13 protein-coding genes and 1 tRNA gene are annotated in these 15788 nt (G+C 63.7%); 7 read left to right on the forward strand and 7 right to left on the reverse strand.

Annotation, left to right across the window (positions count from 1 at the left end; translation table 11 throughout):
- Positions 1 to 25 precede the first annotated feature (25 nt).
- Positions 26 to 1399: a glutamate--cysteine ligase gene (locus NKI52_RS11845; RefSeq protein WP_023680466.1), complete on the forward strand. Its 1374-nt coding sequence runs from the start codon at positions 26 to 28 to the stop codon at positions 1397 to 1399.
- Positions 1400 to 1501: 102 nt separating this feature from the next.
- Positions 1502 to 2560, forward strand: coding sequence for a DUF937 domain-containing protein (locus NKI52_RS11850; protein ID WP_352571612.1), 1059 nt, complete (start codon positions 1502 to 1504; stop codon positions 2558 to 2560).
- 175 nt (positions 2561 to 2735) lie between these two features.
- On the opposite strand, the gene NKI52_RS11855 is transcribed toward NKI52_RS11850, so the two are convergent.
- On the reverse strand, positions 2736 to 3026 hold the full coding sequence (locus NKI52_RS11855; RefSeq protein WP_352571613.1) for a DUF1127 domain-containing protein: 291 nt from the start codon (positions 3024 to 3026) through the stop codon (positions 2736 to 2738).
- 178 nt (positions 3027 to 3204) lie between these two features.
- On the opposite strand from NKI52_RS11855, the gene NKI52_RS11860 reads away from it, so the two are divergent.
- The 3 genes from NKI52_RS11860 (at position 3205) to NKI52_RS11870 (ending at position 6932) form a co-directional block, all read left to right on the forward strand.
- Complete coding sequence (locus NKI52_RS11860; protein WP_023680469.1) at positions 3205 to 4161, forward strand: LysR substrate-binding domain-containing protein; 957 nt, start codon at positions 3205 to 3207, stop codon at positions 4159 to 4161.
- A 70-nt stretch (positions 4162 to 4231) separates the two neighbouring features.
- Positions 4232 to 5797: an exodeoxyribonuclease VII large subunit gene (gene xseA / locus NKI52_RS11865; RefSeq protein WP_352457093.1), complete on the forward strand. Its 1566-nt coding sequence runs from the start codon at positions 4232 to 4234 to the stop codon at positions 5795 to 5797.
- Positions 5798 to 5804: 7 nt separating this feature from the next.
- Positions 5805 to 6932 (forward strand): DmpA family aminopeptidase, encoded by a 1128-nt coding sequence (locus NKI52_RS11870; protein WP_352698063.1) that lies wholly within the window; start codon positions 5805 to 5807, stop codon positions 6930 to 6932.
- Positions 6933 to 6993: 61 nt separating this feature from the next.
- Here the strand turns inward: NKI52_RS11870 and NKI52_RS11875 are convergent, their stop codons facing one another.
- The 4 genes from NKI52_RS11875 to NKI52_RS11890 all read right to left on the reverse strand — a co-directional run bounded on the left by NKI52_RS11875 (position 6994) and on the right by NKI52_RS11890 (position 9678).
- Positions 6994 to 7248 (reverse strand): DUF768 domain-containing protein, encoded by a 255-nt coding sequence (locus NKI52_RS11875; protein WP_023677464.1) that lies wholly within the window; start codon positions 7246 to 7248, stop codon positions 6994 to 6996.
- A gap of 510 nt (positions 7249 to 7758) precedes the next feature.
- Positions 7759 to 8103, reverse strand: coding sequence for an Atu4866 domain-containing protein (locus NKI52_RS11880; protein WP_352577548.1), 345 nt, complete (start codon positions 8101 to 8103; stop codon positions 7759 to 7761).
- Positions 8103 to 8831 carry an SDR family oxidoreductase gene (locus tag NKI52_RS11885; protein WP_352698065.1) on the reverse strand — a complete coding sequence of 243 codons (729 nt, stop codon included), beginning with the start codon at positions 8829 to 8831 and terminating at the stop codon, positions 8103 to 8105. The genes NKI52_RS11880 and NKI52_RS11885 overlap by 1 nt, the downstream gene beginning before the upstream one ends.
- Positions 8832 to 8925: 94 nt before the next feature.
- Entirely contained in the window at positions 8926 to 9678 is a 753-nt protein-coding gene (locus NKI52_RS11890; RefSeq protein WP_352634648.1) for an SDR family NAD(P)-dependent oxidoreductase, read from the reverse strand.
- A gap of 125 nt (positions 9679 to 9803) precedes the next feature.
- On the opposite strand from NKI52_RS11890, the gene NKI52_RS11895 reads away from it, so the two are divergent.
- Entirely contained in the window at positions 9804 to 10724 is a 921-nt protein-coding gene (locus NKI52_RS11895) for a LysR family transcriptional regulator (protein ID WP_352698067.1), read from the forward strand.
- A gap of 61 nt (positions 10725 to 10785) precedes the next feature.
- Here the strand turns inward: NKI52_RS11895 and NKI52_RS11900 are convergent.
- Positions 10786 to 10862 (reverse strand) — tRNA-His (locus tag NKI52_RS11900).
- 339 nt (positions 10863 to 11201) lie between these two features.
- Positions 11202 to 11660, reverse strand: a complete 459-nt coding sequence (locus NKI52_RS11905; RefSeq protein ID WP_254819298.1) for a phasin — start codon at positions 11658 to 11660, stop codon at positions 11202 to 11204.
- A 253-nt stretch (positions 11661 to 11913) separates the two neighbouring features.
- Here NKI52_RS11905 and NKI52_RS11910 point away from each other — a divergent pair, with 253 nt between their 5' ends.
- Positions 11914 to 15660, forward strand: coding sequence for a PAS domain S-box protein (locus NKI52_RS11910; RefSeq protein ID WP_352698069.1), 3747 nt, complete (start codon positions 11914 to 11916; stop codon positions 15658 to 15660).
- Positions 15661 to 15788 lie beyond the last annotated feature (128 nt).

Here is a 15788-nt window from a genome sequence, read left to right on the forward strand (position 1 = left end):
TCGGGGCCATGTGCGGAGGGCTATTATGGCGCGCGATACTACCGATTTCCGGCCGATCGAAGGCGTCGACGAACTCGTCGAGCACCTGGCCGAAGGCAACAAGCCGCGCGACAAATGGCGCATCGGCACCGAGCACGAGAAATTCCCGTTCTATGTTGACGGCAATGCCCCGGTGCCCTACGGCGGCGAGCGCGGCATCCGCGCCATCCTCGAAGGCATGCAGGACAAACTCGGCTGGGACCCGATCATGGATGCCGGCCGCATCATCGGACTGGTCGAGCCGACCGGCCAAGGCGCGATCTCGCTGGAGCCCGGCGGCCAGTTCGAACTGTCCGGCGCGCCGCTGGAGACGATCCACCAGACCTGCCGCGAAGGCAATGCGCATCTGGCGCAGGTGCGCGAGATCGCCGAACCGATGGGCATTCGTTTTCTCGGCCTTGGCGGCAGCCCGAAATGGTCGCTGGCCGAGACGCCGAAGATGCCGAAATCGCGCTACGAGATCATGACCCGCTACATGCCCAAGGTCGGCACCAAAGGTCTCGACATGATGTACCGGACCTGCACGATCCAGGTGAACCTCGACTTCGAAAGCGAAGCCGACATGCGCCGCAAGATGCAAGTGTCGCTGAAATTGCAGCCGCTGTCGACGGCGCTGTTTGCCAACTCGCCCTTCACCGAAAGCCGGCCGAACGGCTTGCAGAGCTGGCGCGGCGAGATCTGGCGCGACACCGACAATCAGCGCTCCGGCCTGCTCGAATTCTGCTTCTCGCCCGATTTCGGCTTTGCCGATTATGTCGAATGGGCGCTCGACGTGCCGATGTATTTCGTCATCCGCGACGGCCAGTACCATGACATGACGCACATCACCTTCCGCCAGTTCATGGCGGGCGCCGCCCGCAACGAACTGCCGGACGGGCTCCCGACGATGGGCGACTGGGCGAACCATCTGTCGACGCTGTTCCCGGACGTGCGGTTGAAGCGCTTTCTCGAAATGCGCGGCGCCGATGGCGGGCCGTGGCGGCGCATCTGCGCGCTGCCGGCCTTCTGGGTCGGGCTGCTCTATGATGCGGCTGCGCTCGACGCGGCCGAGGCGCTGACCTCGAGCTGGAGTTATGACGAGGTGCTGGCGATGCGCAACGCGGTGCCCGAACAGGGCATTTCGGCGCCCTTCCGCAACACGACACTGCGCGAGATAGCCCGCGACGTGCTCGTCATCTCGCGCATGGGACTGAAGAACCGCGGCCGCAAGAACCGCGACGGCTATGACGAGACCTCGTTCCTCAACACGCTGGACGAGGTCGTCGCGCGTGGCACCACCAGCGCCGAAGAGATGCTCTCGGCCTACCACACACGCTGGGGCGGCTCGATCGAGCCGGTGTTCATGGAATACGCGTATTAACGCTTCGCTATCCGCTTGGCCGATGGTCCGGCAAATTCGCTTCAATCAGTGATGGAAACGAATTAGGCTTCTCCAACGAGGATTTTCCCGGAGGAGAAAACAATGCCTTCCTTGTTCGATATTCTGGCACAGGCCCAGAACGGCAACGGCATGCAGGCGCTGGCCCAGCAGTTCGGGCTTTCGCAGCAGCAGACGCAGGCGGCGGTCGCGGCGCTGCTGCCGGCCTTTTCGCAGGGGCTGAAGCGCAACACGGCGGACCCTTATGGGCTCGGCTCCTTCATGACGGCGATGGCCAGCGGCCAGCACGCCAAATATTTCGAGGATGCAAGCCGGGCCTTCTCGCCGCAGGGCCTCGATGAAGGCAAGGGCATTCTCGGCCATTTGTTCGGCTCGAAGGACCTGTCGCGGGCCGTCGCCAGCCAGGCCGCGCAGGCGAGCGGCGTCAGCCAGCAGGTCCTGCAGCAGATGCTGCCGGCAATCGCCTCGATGATGATGGGCGGGCTATTCAAGCAGACCACCGACCAGCTAGGCGGGCAGATGCATGCGGCAGGCGGTGGCGGCAATCCGCTTGGCGAGCTCATCGAGCAGATGATGCGGCAGGCTGGCGGCGGCAGCCAGGCACCGACCCCTCAGCCTGCAGGCCCCACGGATAACCCGCTCGGCAAGGTGCTGCAGGATATGTTCGGCGGGCAGCAGCCGCAACAGACGCAGAGCCCTTACGGCGACAACCCGCTGGGCAAGGTGTTGCAGGACATGTTCGGCGGCGGGCAGCAGCCACAAAGCCAGCCGCAGCAGACACAGAACCCTTATGGTGACAATCCGCTCGGCAAGGTGCTGCAGGATATGTTCGGCGGCGGTGCACCACAGCCACAGCAGCCGCAGAACCAACCCCAGCAGACACAGAACCCTTATGGTGACAATCCGCTCGGCAAGGTGCTGCAGGACATGTTCGGCGGTGGCGCACAACAGTCTCAGCCGCGTCAGGCGCCGCAGCAACCCCAGGCGCCGCAGCCGCAGGCCAATCCGAGCGGCAGGCCGAGAAATCCGTTTGACGACCTGTTCGGCAAGATGTTCGAGACAGGCGCCCAGCAGCGCGACGACTACCAGAAAGGCATGGAGTCGATCTTCGACCAGTTCAAGCAGGGCATGGGCCGGCGGTAGACCAGACACCGGCAATCAATCATCAGTGCCGCCCAAAAAAGAAAGCCCGGTCCTGGGAGGACCGGGCAGCGCGCAGGCTGGCCGGGGGGATCCGGCAGGGAGTGGGGAGCCTGCGTAACTTAGTGGCGTCGTGCCTCAAAAAGGTTCAACGCGCCCGAACGGCGAAACCACGCGATCACACCACCTTGCGGGCAATATCCTCGATCGTTTCGGCGCGCTCGACCGCGATGACGCGAAGCCTTTCTGTCGGATCGCGGCCAAAGGGTACACCGACAGCGACGTGCAGGTCGGCGCGGGTCAGGCCGATGTCGGCGAGCTCGGCATCCGACATCTCGCCGAGGCGATAAAAGGCGCGGCGGTTTCTCCAGGCGCGGTAAACATTGGCAGCGGCATTGGCCACGCGCGTCGCAACGGCCGGACGCGAGGTGATGCGCGAGGTCTCGGTAGCGAAATCAAACGTAGCCATGTCGGTCTCCTTCACATTCGAACGGGCGAAACCGGTCGATCGGGCGCTGGCGACAGCGGCCGTTCCGGCTTCGATTCACATGCCTTCATGTGGACAATCGGAATTTGCCATGGCCCGATTGATTAATCCAACGAATGTTTCTAATCTTTAGCATCAGCATCAATGATGGATTAGGCCAATGAAAGCGCCGCTCGATCTCGATCAGTTGCAGACCTTCATCTCGATTGTCGACACCGGCAGCTTTACCCGCGCGGCGGAAGCGGTGCATCGCACCCAGTCTGCGGTGTCGATGCAGATGCGGCGGCTGGAGGAACGGATCGGCAAGCCGCTGTTCGAAAAAGACGGCCGCACCAACAGGCTGACCGAGGAAGGCGACAGACTGCTCTCCTACGCAAGGCGGCTGCTCTATCTCAACAAGGAAACACTGGCCGCCTTCGACGACCGCCGGCTCGAAGGCACCATCCGCATCGGCACGCCGGACGATTATGCCGATCGCTTCCTGCCAGAGATCATGGCGCGGTTTGCCCGTTCCAACCCGCATGTCGAACTGACCGTTATCTGCGAACCGACGCCGGGACTGGTCGAACACATCAAGCGCGGCAATCTCGACCTGGCGCTGGTGACGCACAACGACGCGCGCGGCCAGTCGGAAGTGGTGCGGCGCGAACCGCTGCTGTGGGTTACCTCGGCCAACCATGCGACGCATGAGCAGCCGATCCTGCCGATGGCCTTCGGCCGGCCGAACTGCATCTGGCGGCGGGCCGCCGCCGACGTGCTCGATCAGCAGAGCCGCGACTATCGCATCCTGTTCACCAGCTTCTCTGCCACCGTCATCGCCGCCGCGGTGCTTTCCGGTCTGGCGATCTCGGTGCTGCCGGAATGCGCGCTGCGGCCCGGCATGCGGGTGCTGGGCGAGGCCGACGGTTTCGGCGCCCTGCCCGATTGCCGCATCGGTATCATGCGCGGTCAGACCTCGCGGCCGGAGATCGTCGACGCGCTTGCGCGCCACATTTCGGAGAGCCTCGACAATATTTCCGTGCCACTCGGCGAGGAGACCGGCACGTTCGATTTCGCCGCCCTCGCCTTCGCCAAGATGAAGCGGACCAAGCCGAACCAGATCCTGCCGGGCTGGTGATCGCGCGTTTGGGGCGGACATCGAACACGGCCGCCTTGACGCCGGCCAGCAATCGTCCCCCAATCGGCCGATGAGCGACGCAGCATCCGAATCACGCACCAACGCCACCGAATATACGGTGAGCGAGATTTCCGGCGCGCTGAAGCGTACGGTCGAGGACGTCTTCGGCAATGTACGGGTGCGCGGCGAGATTTCCGGCTATCGCGGACCGCATTCCTCCGGCCATGCCTATTTCTGCCTGAAGGACGATCGCGCGCGGCTCGACGCCGTGGTGTGGAAGACCACGATGAGCCGGCTGAAATTCCGTCCAGAGGAAGGCATGGAGGTGATCGCCACCGGCCGGCTCACCACCTATCCCGGAAAGTCGAACTACCAGATCGTTATCGACAATCTCGAGCCGGCCGGTGCCGGTGCGCTGATGGCGCTGCTGGACGAGCGCAAGCGCCGGCTGCAGGCCGAAGGCCTGTTCGACGCGGCGCGCAAGCGCAGGCTGCCGTTCATGCCGTGCGTCATCGGCGTCGTCACCTCGCCGACAGGCGCCGTCATCCGCGACATCATCCACCGCATCAAGGACCGGTTTCCGCTGCACGTGCTGGTCTGGCCGGTGCGGGTGCAGGGCGAGACGGCGGGTGCGGAAGTGACCGCTGCCGTCAACGGCTTCAACGCACTGCCATGGGACGGCGCCATCGCGCGGCCCGATCTGTTGATCGTGGCGCGCGGCGGCGGCAGCCTGGAGGATCTGTGGGGGTTCAACGACGAAGCGCTTGCCCGGGCCGTCGCCGCTTCGGGCATTCCGGTGATTTCCGCGGTCGGCCACGAGACCGACTGGACATTGATCGATCTGGCGGCGGATGTGCGGGCGCCGACGCCGACAGGCGCCGCCGAGATCGCCGTGCCGGTCAAGGTCGACCTCGAAGCGACGCTTGCCGGCCTTGGCGCGCGGTTGAAGACCGCACTGTCGCGCAATTTCGAACGCAAGCGGCAGGCGGCACGCGCGGCCGCCCGTGCGCTGCCCTCGCCCGACCAGTTGCTGGCGCTGCCGCGGCGGCGCTTCGACGAGGCGACGAGCCGGCTCGGCCGGGCGCTGTCGGTCAGCGTCGAGCGCAAGCGAGCCAGGCTTCTGGGGCAGCGGCTGACGCCGGCGACTTTGTCGCGGCGCATGAACGAAGCCCGCACTCTGACCCGCCGCGACCTCGCCCGTGCGCAAGCGGCTTTCTTCGCCATCGTGCGCGAGCGTCGGGCGCGGTTTTCGCGCACGGCGACCAGACTGTCACCGGCGCCGATCGCAAGACGGCAGAAACTGCAAGGCGATGCCCTGCTGGCACTGACGCGGCGGCAGGACCAGGCGATTTCGCGGCGGCTGGACCGTCTGCGTGGAAAACTGACGCAGGCCGACCGGCTGCTGGCGACGCTCTCGCACAAGGCCGTGCTGGCGCGAGGCTTCGCGCTGGTCAAGGATGCGGACGGCGCGGTGGTCAAGCACGCGGCAGAAGTTGTGTCGGGGATGGCGCTTTCGCTGGAGTTCGCCGACGGCACCGCCGATGCAGTCGCCATCAGTGGCACGGCGCGGCCGAAGACGGTTGCCAAGCCCGCGGCCAAGCTCAAGGCGCCGGGCGGCCAAGGTTCGCTTTTCTGAGGAAAAAATGACCGACCCGCATCTTGCGACGCCCTCGGGCAAACTGCGCGCCCGCGCCTTCGCGATCCCATTCGATGGCACGCCAGGCCGCTTCAATGCCATCACCGATGTGCCCGGCGTGACGGTCGGCTATACCACGCTGATCTCAGGGGATGGGCCGCTCGTCGTCGGCAAGGGTCCGGTACGCACCGGCGTGACCGCGATCCTGCCACGGCCCAGAGACGAGTTGGCCGTCCCGGCGTTTGCCGGGATGTTCAGCGCCAATGGCAATGGCGAACTGACCGGCTCGCATCTGATAGAGGAGCTCGGAGCGTTCAATCTTCCCATCACCATCACCAACACGCATTCCTGCGGCGTCAGCCGCGACGCAACGCTGCGCTGGATGCAGACGGTGCTGCCGCAATCGCTCGACAGCGCCTGGGCGCTGCCGGTGGCGGGCGAGACTTACGACGGCTTCCTGAACGATATCAACGGCCACCATGTGAGCTTCGAGCACGTGTTTTCCGCGCTCGAAACGGCTGATAGCGGGCCGATCGAAGAGGGCAGCGTCGGCGGCGGCACAGGCATGATCACCTTCGGCTTCAAGGCAGGGTCCGGCACATCCTCGCGCAGCGTCGACTGGAATGGAAAGCGTTTAACGATCGGCTGCTTCGTCCAGTCGAATTTCGGTGCACGGCGAAACCTCGTGATCCGTGGCATCAGAGCCGGAGCGGAACTCGCCGATCCGGCGGCCCGGGACAACACGCCGCGAGCGGAGAAGAGCTCGATCATCGCGATCGTCGCCACCGATGCGCCATTCATGCCGCATCAGTTGAAACGGCTGGCGAAACGCGTGCCGCTCGGCGTGGCGCTAACCGGCGGCTATGGATACAATTCGTCCGGCGATATCTTTCTGGCCTTCAGCACGGCCAATCCCGACGCGGCGCGCGGCGCGGCCGGCAAGCTGGTCAGCGCCGGCTACATACCGGATGCCGATATCAACCCGTTCTTCGACGCCGTCGTTCAGAGCGTGGAGGAAGCAATCCTCAACGCGCTGGTCGCCAATGAAGACATGACCGGGCGCGACGGCAATTTCGTGCCGGCGTTGCCGAAAACATGGCTTAAGGAGAGATTTGGCAGAGCTGCGCGGCGATAAGACCGCGCAACTGCATCAGACAGGCAATGTTCGCCCGGCAGGTTTTGCCGGAGGCGGTCCGTCAGCCGGCAGGCTTGTTGGAATTCCGCTCGTCCTGGTCGGCCTCGGCCGCCTCTTCGAGCCTCGAAGCAATGAGCTCCTGAATGTCGCCGACCTCTTCCTGGATATCCTCCAGGGGTATGCCGGCCTCGGCAGCCTTGGCCGCACATTCCCTGGCGAGGGTCTCGGCCTGCTTCTCGATTCTGGCTGGCGAGGGCTGGCAGTGGACTTTTTCGCCAATCCACCCGCGCAAGAACTCGATCGCGTGTTCACTCATACTGCTGTTTCCCTAGCGGCTATGCCGGTTGGTAATCATAAACGTCGGCATCTTCGAAAAGATGCGTGCTGCCATTCGAGCCGAGTCGGCTTCGCCCGGCAAGCCGAACTTGTCCGAGGTCCACAGAGCTGAAGGGAATGGAGGGTTCAAGGAGCACGTTCTAGTTCTTGAGGACTGATTCTCTCGACGAAACTCGTTCGACCCGCGCTATTGTTTCTATTTGCTTTTTTTCGATTTTCAAGCCGTTTTAGATCACAATAGATGTCACAATGACTAGCACATTTACCGCGCTCTCGCCGGCACCATGTAAGAGGCGAGCCGTCAAAGCCGCCGCTATATAGTGACAACCATTTGCAATGTCGACTCTGCTCGCGATCCTGCTTCTTTCCGCCGCGCTTGCGTGAAGATATGTGGTGTGACGGGCCTTGCAGTGCAAGCTGCCGAGCGTCTCATGCAAGGCATGCAATAGCGTCTTGTGGAATCCTGAAGTGCTTGTCTCAGGGTGGCTCTCTACCGCCGGCGGTAAAGGATCATGCCGGCATGATAGAGGACGCCTTCGACGAACTCACCATCCGCGGTGAAGCCCGTATCGTCCCAGTATTCTATGTGGTTGCCGTGCACTTCATAGCGTCCCCGGTAGGCGCTTTCGCGGTCACCGCGCGCTTCGTCATAACGGCCGTTCGGCAGGAGTTCGTGCCTGATATGGCGATCCTCGGTGACCCACATTCCGACATAGGGATGATCTTGGTGCGTCATTGGTTCTTCCGCGAGGATTGGAGTTGAAGGAAGGGTCAGGCCGGTTGGAGCTACAGCAACGGCAATACGCGTAAGCACTGCGGCCAAAGTGGATCGCATCAATGCGCCGCCTTCGTCGGACGCACGACGATCTCGTTGACGTCGACATCGTCGGGCTGTTCGATTGCGTAGCGCACTGCCCTGGCGATGGCATCGGGTTGCAGGGCAATAGCACGCCAGGTTTTCATGGCGGCGGCAGCGGCTTCGTCGGAGATCGTGTTCGCCAGCTCGCTTTCCACCACGCCAGGATGAATGCAGGTTACGCGGATATCGTCACTCTCCTGGCGGAGCCCATCGGCAATCGCGCGGACAGCGTATTTCGTTGCGCAATAGACGGCGGCCGTGGGCGAGACGGCCAGTGCGCCGATGGAACCGATATTGATGATGTGACCGGAGCCGCGTGCCGTCATCTCGGGCAGAACCGCCGCGACGCCGTACAGAACACCCTTGATGTTGACGTCCACCATCAGCTCCCACTCGTCGACCTTCATGGCTGCCATGGCTGACAGCGGCATGACGCCGGCATTGTTGACGATGACATCGACCTGGCCCCATTCGGCCCGGGCTGCGTCGGCGAATGCTGCGACATCCGCCCTCCTGGTGACGTCGAGCGCTCGCACGCGAACCGTTCCACCAGCTGCCTCGATTTCGGCCGCAAGCGCTTCAAGGCGGTCGGTGCGGCGTGCGCCGAGCATCAGCTTCGCACCTGCCGCGCCAAGCTCGCGGGCAATGCCAGCGCCGATGCCGCTGGAGGCACCGGTGATCAGAACAACTCTGTTCATCGTCATCGAGATGATCCTTTTGGTTCTATGATTATTTTCACGATGTGAAGGGATTGGGTGCGGGTGAGCTCCCGCGGCGCGCCGGCCCTATTTGGGGGGCTCACTGGGCGGTGTAGCCGCCATCGACCAGAAGCAAGGCCCCGGTGATGAAGCTGGATGCCGGCGAGGCAAGAAAGGCGATGGCCTCGGCAACTTCTTGCGGCTGGCCGATCCGGCCGATTGGATGCGCGCCGCCGAAGCTGCGCAGCATCTCCCGGCCATTCTCCACCACGCCTTCCATGATGTCGGTTTCGATCACGCCAGGGGCAACGGCGTTGCAGCGAATGCCCATGCGCCCGTATTCGATCGCGATCACCTTGGTCAGCTGTGCGACAGCCGCCTTGGAGGAGGCATAGGCCGCCTGCGTCTCGAAGGCCGCGACGGCCGAGATCGACGAGACATTGACGATCGCGCCGCTACCGCCGGCGGCCATCAATTCCACTGCGGCACGGGCAGTGACGAAGCTGCCGCGCGCGTTGATCTGCAGGATGCGGTCATAGTCGTCGACCGAGGTCTCAGTCAGTCGTTTGTTGAGCGTGCGACCGGCATTGTTCACGACGATGTCGAGTCGACCGAAGCGCTTCGCGGCGAGTTCGACCGAGCGTCTGGCCAGATCCTCGTCGGCGACATCGCCGACCAGGGTCGCCACATCCTCGGCTTCCAATTCGCGTACGCTGTCGCTGAGATCGCTTGCCACGATCCGGGCGCCCCGCGCCCGCAGCAGTTCCGCCGCGCAGCGGCCGATGCCGCGTGCCGCGCCGGTCACGAGGGCGACTTTTCCATCCAGGTCCCAGGAGGAAGGGAGTGATGTCATGGGATATCTCCTTGTTGGTCGGCTTCGGCTTGGATCAGGAGGATCAAGCCTTCTTGCCGTTGCGACAGAGATAGAGCCATGGCATTGTCGCGATAACCCGCCTGCCGTTAACCTCGATGGTAAGTTTGACTAACCAATGGGACATCGATCTCAATGCAATTGCCGTCTTCGTCGCCGTGGCCGAGGAACGCAATTTTCGCGCTGCGGCAGACCGGTTGGGCGTGACGCGCTCAGCGGTCAGCCAGAGCATCCTCAGGCTTGAACAGCGCCTTGGCATCGCATTGCTGCAGCGCACGACACGCAGCGTCAACCTGACCGAAGCGGGCGAGCGCCTGCTGGCGAGCGTCGCACCGGCGATCGCCGACGTGAACGCGGCAATCGAAGCCACCACGGAGTTTCTGGACCGCCCGCGCGGCCGCCTGCGGATCGTGGTTTCGTCGATCGCAGAGGCCTTTCTGTCAGGACCGTTGCTGGCGTCCTTTGCAGAAAGGTTTCCCGAGGTGCATCTGGATATTGTGGTCACCGACGAGGAATTCGACATCGTTGCCGAAGGCTATGATGCGGGAGTGAGGCTCGGCGAAGTGATCGAGCAGGACATGATTGCCGTGCCGGTATCGGGCGATCAGCGACAGATGGCCGTCTGCGCCCCGCGCTATCTCGAAAAGTTCGGAGCACCCGCCCATCCGCGCGAGCTTGTGGCTCATCGATGTATCGGCTGGCGGCCGGCGCCGGGAGTTTCGCCCTATCGGTGGGAGTTCGGCGAGGACGGGCGCGAGTTCGACGTGGCGGTTGCGCCCGAGATCACAACCAACGACATGTGGCTGATGATCCGGCTGGCCGTTGCAGGCGCCGGAATCACGTTCGGCATGGCCGATACATTCCGCCCCTGGCTCGACCGCGGCGAGCTCGTGCCAATCCTCGACGGCTATTTTCCGCCGTTTGCGGGTTTCTATCTCTATTTCCCAAGCCGACGGAATATCGCGCCGAAGCTGAGAGCCCTCGTGGATCACCTGCGCGGCGCGCGTCAGGCGCGGGACCGTGGGTGAGCGCTACGGGATCGTAGTGAACGCTCGGCGCTATTGGTCAGAAACCTGGCTGAAAGCTGAATGGTACCGTTGGCTGGGATCGAACCAGCGACCTCCGGATCCACAATCCGGCGCTCTAACCATCTGAGCTACAACGGCACGTTTGCCTGAGCGGGATCGAGATGAAACGTTCGGGACCCGCTCTGTCGTTCGGCGATGCGTCCATACGGGCTATCGGAGTTTAATTCAAGGCTTTTGGCAAGGCAAAAGCTCGCTCCGGCATCGCGTCATTTTCCGCCGGACAAAAGAAAAGGCCGGCGGGAGGAGGTGCCGGCCTTTTCCTGTTACGAGCCAGCGGGAGGAGGTGCTGGCTGGTCACCCCGGTGAGCAGAGGGAGGAGGTTCCACCCGCCGGGTATTCACTTAAACCACTATATCGCACATCTATTTGTCTGACGAAATGCGACCTTTTGATGCATCGTCAAACTGTGCGCAAATATTAGGCGATCTTGATTTCTTTCACGGCCTTCTCGAAGGCGGTCTTGATCGGCTTGGATACGTCCTCGGCCGCCTTGGCAGCAACCGCCTGGAAGTCCTTAGCCTGCTCGACGGTCATTTCGACGCGCTTGCGCAGGAAAGCGGTCTGCAACTCGACGACTTCCGACAGCGACTTGGCGCCGATCAGCGCTTCGAAATGCGAGAAGCCGGCTTCGGCATTAGCGCGCAGGGCGGCGATGGTCTTGAGCGACAGGTCGCTGGAAACGGACTTGGCGGTCTCGTAGGTCGACTCCAGAGCCTTCTGGGTCTCCTCGGCGCCGGTCTTCAGCTTGGCATAGGCCTCTTTCGACTGCTCAACGCCCTTTTCGGCGAAGGCACGGATCTGGTCGGTGGCCTTCGAAGCGTCGAAGCTCGGGAATTCAACGTTTTCGATCGTTTCAGCGGTCTTGGTCCTGGACATTTTCCATCCTTTTCAGCGGCAGCGGCTTTGACAAAATGCCGTCTCGTTCATCTATCATGGCAATATAAAGGCAAATTTTGTGCATTGCAACATGTTTGTTGCATCGCACCATAAAATATTTGGTTCGCGGCGTTAACCACGCGCCTAGAGATTCCGCTGGTTGCACGCTATGACTTGTGGACCTTCGCGCCGTCGGCTTTTATTAACAAAGCGTTAACCGCAAATTGCCCGCTCTGTGAGGGTCGCCAAGCGCATGCCGGCTGAAAACTACTCCTTCCTCGATGTCGCCGTGCTCGACGCGGTCCGCCTGCGCTTCGCCGCAGGCGACGCGATCGCTATTCTGTCGGCAGATCTCGAGCAGGTGATCTGGGCCAACGGCCCCGGCGCAGCGGTATTCGGCTATCCCGACATCGGCGCGATCATCGGCGCCTCGGCAGGTTTGCCGCTGATCGCCAGGCGCCAGATCATGGCAACCAGCGGTTTTCCGCAGATCGGCCGCGACCGTGCCATCACGGTCCGGCTGGCGACTGGCCTGACCAGCCGCGCCGTCGGCTTCCTGGCCAGCGCGGTGACCATGCCCGATGGCGAGGAAGCAATCATGCTGGCGCTGCCGGCGGCGCAGACCGGCTCGCGAAGCGCCGCCGAGATCGCCGACCGCGCCATCGGTGGCTTTGCGGAAGACGGCCACTACATCGCCTTTGTCGATGCCAAGGGCAATATCGACGCCGCATCGGACGGCTTTTCGGCGCTCGGCATCCGGCCTGAGACGCTGGCCGCGCTTGTCGCCGACGTGGCGAACGAGAGCGACCGCATCGTCAAGCGCCTGGTTCCGGGTGGGTCCAGCTCCTATCCCGCGGGCCTTGCCCGGCTGACGGAAGAGCGGCACCTGCTGGTGGTGATCGACGAGGACCGGCTTGACGGCGAGGCCCCCGATGGCGAGCGCGCCGGCGGGGAAACCGAGGCGGCAGCGGCACTGAGAGGTGGCGATCTTCCCCAGCCAACGGATCAGGACAACGAGCAGCCGATCGCCAGCACCGGCGCGGCGGAGATCGACCTTGCAGCGATGCAAGGCACCTCGGCATCGGCGGAGCACGAACCTGCCGACGCGGCCGGCGATCACCGCACGGCTGGCGAAACGCCGACGCAGCATGACCATTGGTACTTCAATGCCGGCGACGACGCGCAGGTCCCGCCCGGGGCAGCTGCGTCCGGCAAAGTCGAGACCAGCCCGGACGCTTCGCAGGCCGGCGCGGATACTTCGCCGGAAAGCGCCGCAAAAGCCACCAAAGCCGCATCGCCGGCCGAACACCGCGCTTCGGCGATCGATCGCACCGCCGCGCCCATGCGTTTCGTCTGGCGTACCGACGCGGAGGGCCATTTCAGCGCCCTTTCGCCGGAATTTGCCGAGCTCGTCGGCAAGCCTGCCGCCGACGTGATCGGCCGCCGCTTCGAGGATGTTTCGGCCGCCTATGGCCTCGATGCTTCTGGCGAGATTGCCGGCCTGCTCGAACGGCGCGACACCTGGTCCGGCCGCTCCGTGCTGTGGCCGGTCGCCGGCACCGATCTGAAGATACCCGTCGATCTGGCGGCGCTCCCGGTTTACAGCCGCAGCCGCGTTTTCGAAGGTTTTCGCGGTTTCGGCGTGGCCAGGAGCGGCGATGCGGTGGTCGATCCGGATGCCGTCGGCATGGCCCTTGTCGCCGAGGAGAAACCTGCCGCGACCATCGGGCCGAAAGCCGTCGAACCTCTCCCCGAGACACCTAAACCCGCCGATCCGTTCAGGGGCGAAGTGCCGGCATTGACCATCGTGCCAAAACCCGAGCGGCGCTTTGCCGACAAGGTGATCCGGCTGGCCGAGCACCGGCAGCCGGCCAACGACAAGGGCCTGTCGACGCTGGAACGCAGCGCGTTTCGCGAGATTGGCGAGCGTCTCAAGAAGGACAGCACCCCGGCCGAAAAACAGCCCAGCGCCGGAAAGCAGAAGCCGGTTGAGAAAGTCGAGGCAGCCGGCAAGGCCGACGAGCCAAAGCTGAAAGAAGCCGGCCCGACGGACAAGGGTGAGATGCCGGCACAAGGTCCGGAAAGCGGGGCGGCTGCCGCCGAACCGCCCGAGGCCGATGCCGAAGACCAGAAGGATCTTGCCCGGCTCGACGGCGAGCAGCCGGATGAGGTGGAAGCAGAGGCGCAAGCCGGCGAACCCGTCACACGCCCTGTTTCCGGATCGCTGCTCGACTATGCCGACCGCGAACCCAGCGATGAGGCGCAGGAAGGCGTTGAGCCCAGCACGAACCGTCGAACGATCGTCGCCGAAGCGCCGCGGGATGGCGACGACGACAGCATGACGGCCGAAGACTTCCGTGACGCCGAAGACAGCGAGGATTGGTCCGAGGACAGCGCAGCCGCAGCCGACGCTGCCGGCCAGGTGCCGCCCATCGCGCGGCCGCAGGCACCACCGCTCAAACTCGACGGCTTCGTGCCGTCGGCGTTTGCCGGAGAGGACAACAAGGGGCCGGATACCTCGATCCTCGGCAAGCTGCCAGTGCCGGTGCTTATCCATTCCGGCGACCAGCTGCATTACGCGAACGACGAATTCCTCGGCTTGACCGGCTATGCGACGCTCAATGCCCTGGACGAGGCCGGCGGGCTCGGCGCGCTGTTTGCCGACCCTTATGCCGACGACGGCAGTTCGGATGGCGGCGACCGCGCTCTGCGGCTGAAAACGCGCGAAGGTCAGGAGTTTCCGATCGATGCGATTTTACGCTCCGTGCCCTGGGGAAACGGCAAGGCGCTGATGCTGGTCGTACGTCGTTCCGGCGACGACGAGGCAGCAGCCATTCCACATGGCGCCGCCGAAGACCAAACGCAGCCGGATGTTTCCGAGCTCAAGGCACGCATTGCCGAAATGCGCACTATCATCGACACCGCCACCGACGGCGTCGTGCTGATCGGCCGTAACGGAACGATCCGTTCAATTAGCCGTCCGGCGGAAGCGCTGTTCGGCTTCGACAGCGACGAGGTGACCGGCAAACCGTTCGTCTCGCTGTTTGCGATCGAAAGCCAGCGCGCGGCGCGTGACTATCTCGAGGGGTTGTCGGAGCCCGGCGTTGCAAGCGTGATGAACGATGGCCGCGAGGTGATCGGGCGCGAGGCGCAGGGGCGTTTCATTCCGCTGTTCATGACCATCGGCAGGCTGCCCAACGACAGCGGCTTCTGTGCGGTGGTGCGCGATATCACCCAGTGGAAGCGGGCCGAAGAGGACTTGACCCAGGCGCGCGCGGTCGCCGAACGCGCTTCGTCGCAGAAGACCGATTTTCTGGCCCGCATCAGCCACGAGATCCGAACGCCGCTCAACGCCATAATCGGCTTTTCCGAGCTGATGGTCGACGAGAAATTCGGGCCGGTGGCCAATGACCGCTATCGCGACTATCTGCGCGACATCAACCGTTCGGGCAACCACGTGCTCGATCTGGTCAATGACCTGCTCGACATTTCGAAAATCGAGGCCGGCCAGCAGGAGATGGCCTATGAGGCGGTGTCGCTTAACGACACGCTTGCCGAAACCGTGGCGATGATGCAGCCGCAAGCCAACCGGGAACGCGTCATCATCCGCTCCAGCTTCGCCTCGCGGCTGCCGGAAGTGGTGGCCGATCTGCGCAGCGTGCGGCAGATCGCGCTCAACATCCTGTCGAACGCCGTCCGCTACACGCAGGCCGGCGGCCAGGTGATCGTGTCGACGGCTTACGAGATCTCCGGCGATGTCGTCATGCGCGTTCGCGATACCGGCATCGGCATGAGCCAGTCCGAGATCGAGCAGGCGCTGAAGCCGTTCAAGCAGATCAATGCGCTGAAGCGCGGCCGTGGCGACGGCACGGGTCTTGGGCTGCCGCTGACCAAGGCGATGGTCGAAGCGAACCGGGCCCGGTTCACCATCAACTCGACGCCCGGCGAGGGAACCCTTGTCGAAGTCGCCTTTCCCTCGACCCGAGTGCTCGCCGGTTAGCTATGGTTGCGCAAAGAAAAAAGGCGTCCAACAGGACGCCTTGAGAAATTGGAATTGCTGTCACAACGGGGCTTGAGCGAATCAGATCCTCTCGGGGCTAAGAGGAACGGGATTTCTCCCTCAAGTTA

The organism is Mesorhizobium sp. M0590, from assembly GCF_040320905.1.
In the GTDB taxonomy this organism is placed as follows: Bacteria; Pseudomonadota; Alphaproteobacteria; order Rhizobiales; family Rhizobiaceae; genus Mesorhizobium.

What these genes read in the sequence shown, in the direction of transcription:
- NKI52_RS11880 (WP_352577548.1), bottom strand. Translation starts at nt 8,103, where the DNA reads ATGCGATCCACTTTGGCCGCAGTGCTTACGCGTATTGCCGTTGCTGTA.
- NKI52_RS11885 (WP_352698065.1), bottom strand. Translation starts at nt 8,831, where the DNA reads ATGACGATGAACAGAGTTGTTCTGATCACCGGTGCCTCCAGCGGCATC.
- NKI52_RS11910 (WP_352698069.1), top strand. Translation starts at nt 11,914, where the DNA reads ATGCCGGCTGAAAACTACTCCTTCCTCGATGTCGCCGTGCTCGACGCG.
- NKI52_RS11845 (WP_023680466.1), top strand. Translation starts at nt 26, where the DNA reads ATGGCGCGCGATACTACCGATTTCCGGCCGATCGAAGGCGTCGACGAA.
- NKI52_RS11875 (WP_023677464.1), bottom strand. Translation starts at nt 7,248, where the DNA reads ATGAGTGAACACGCGATCGAGTTCTTGCGCGGGTGGATTGGCGAAAAA.
- NKI52_RS11855 (WP_352571613.1), bottom strand. Translation starts at nt 3,026, where the DNA reads ATGGCTACGTTTGATTTCGCTACCGAGACCTCGCGCATCACCTCGCGT.
- xseA (WP_352457093.1), top strand. Translation starts at nt 4,232, where the DNA reads ATGAGCGACGCAGCATCCGAATCACGCACCAACGCCACCGAATATACG.
- NKI52_RS11890 (WP_352634648.1), bottom strand. Translation starts at nt 9,678, where the DNA reads ATGACATCACTCCCTTCCTCCTGGGACCTGGATGGAAAAGTCGCCCTC.
- NKI52_RS11850 (WP_352571612.1), top strand. Translation starts at nt 1,502, where the DNA reads ATGCCTTCCTTGTTCGATATTCTGGCACAGGCCCAGAACGGCAACGGC.
- NKI52_RS11860 (WP_023680469.1), top strand. Translation starts at nt 3,205, where the DNA reads ATGAAAGCGCCGCTCGATCTCGATCAGTTGCAGACCTTCATCTCGATT.
- NKI52_RS11905 (WP_254819298.1), bottom strand. Translation starts at nt 11,660, where the DNA reads ATGTCCAGGACCAAGACCGCTGAAACGATCGAAAACGTTGAATTCCCG.
- NKI52_RS11870 (WP_352698063.1), top strand. Translation starts at nt 5,805, where the DNA reads ATGACCGACCCGCATCTTGCGACGCCCTCGGGCAAACTGCGCGCCCGC.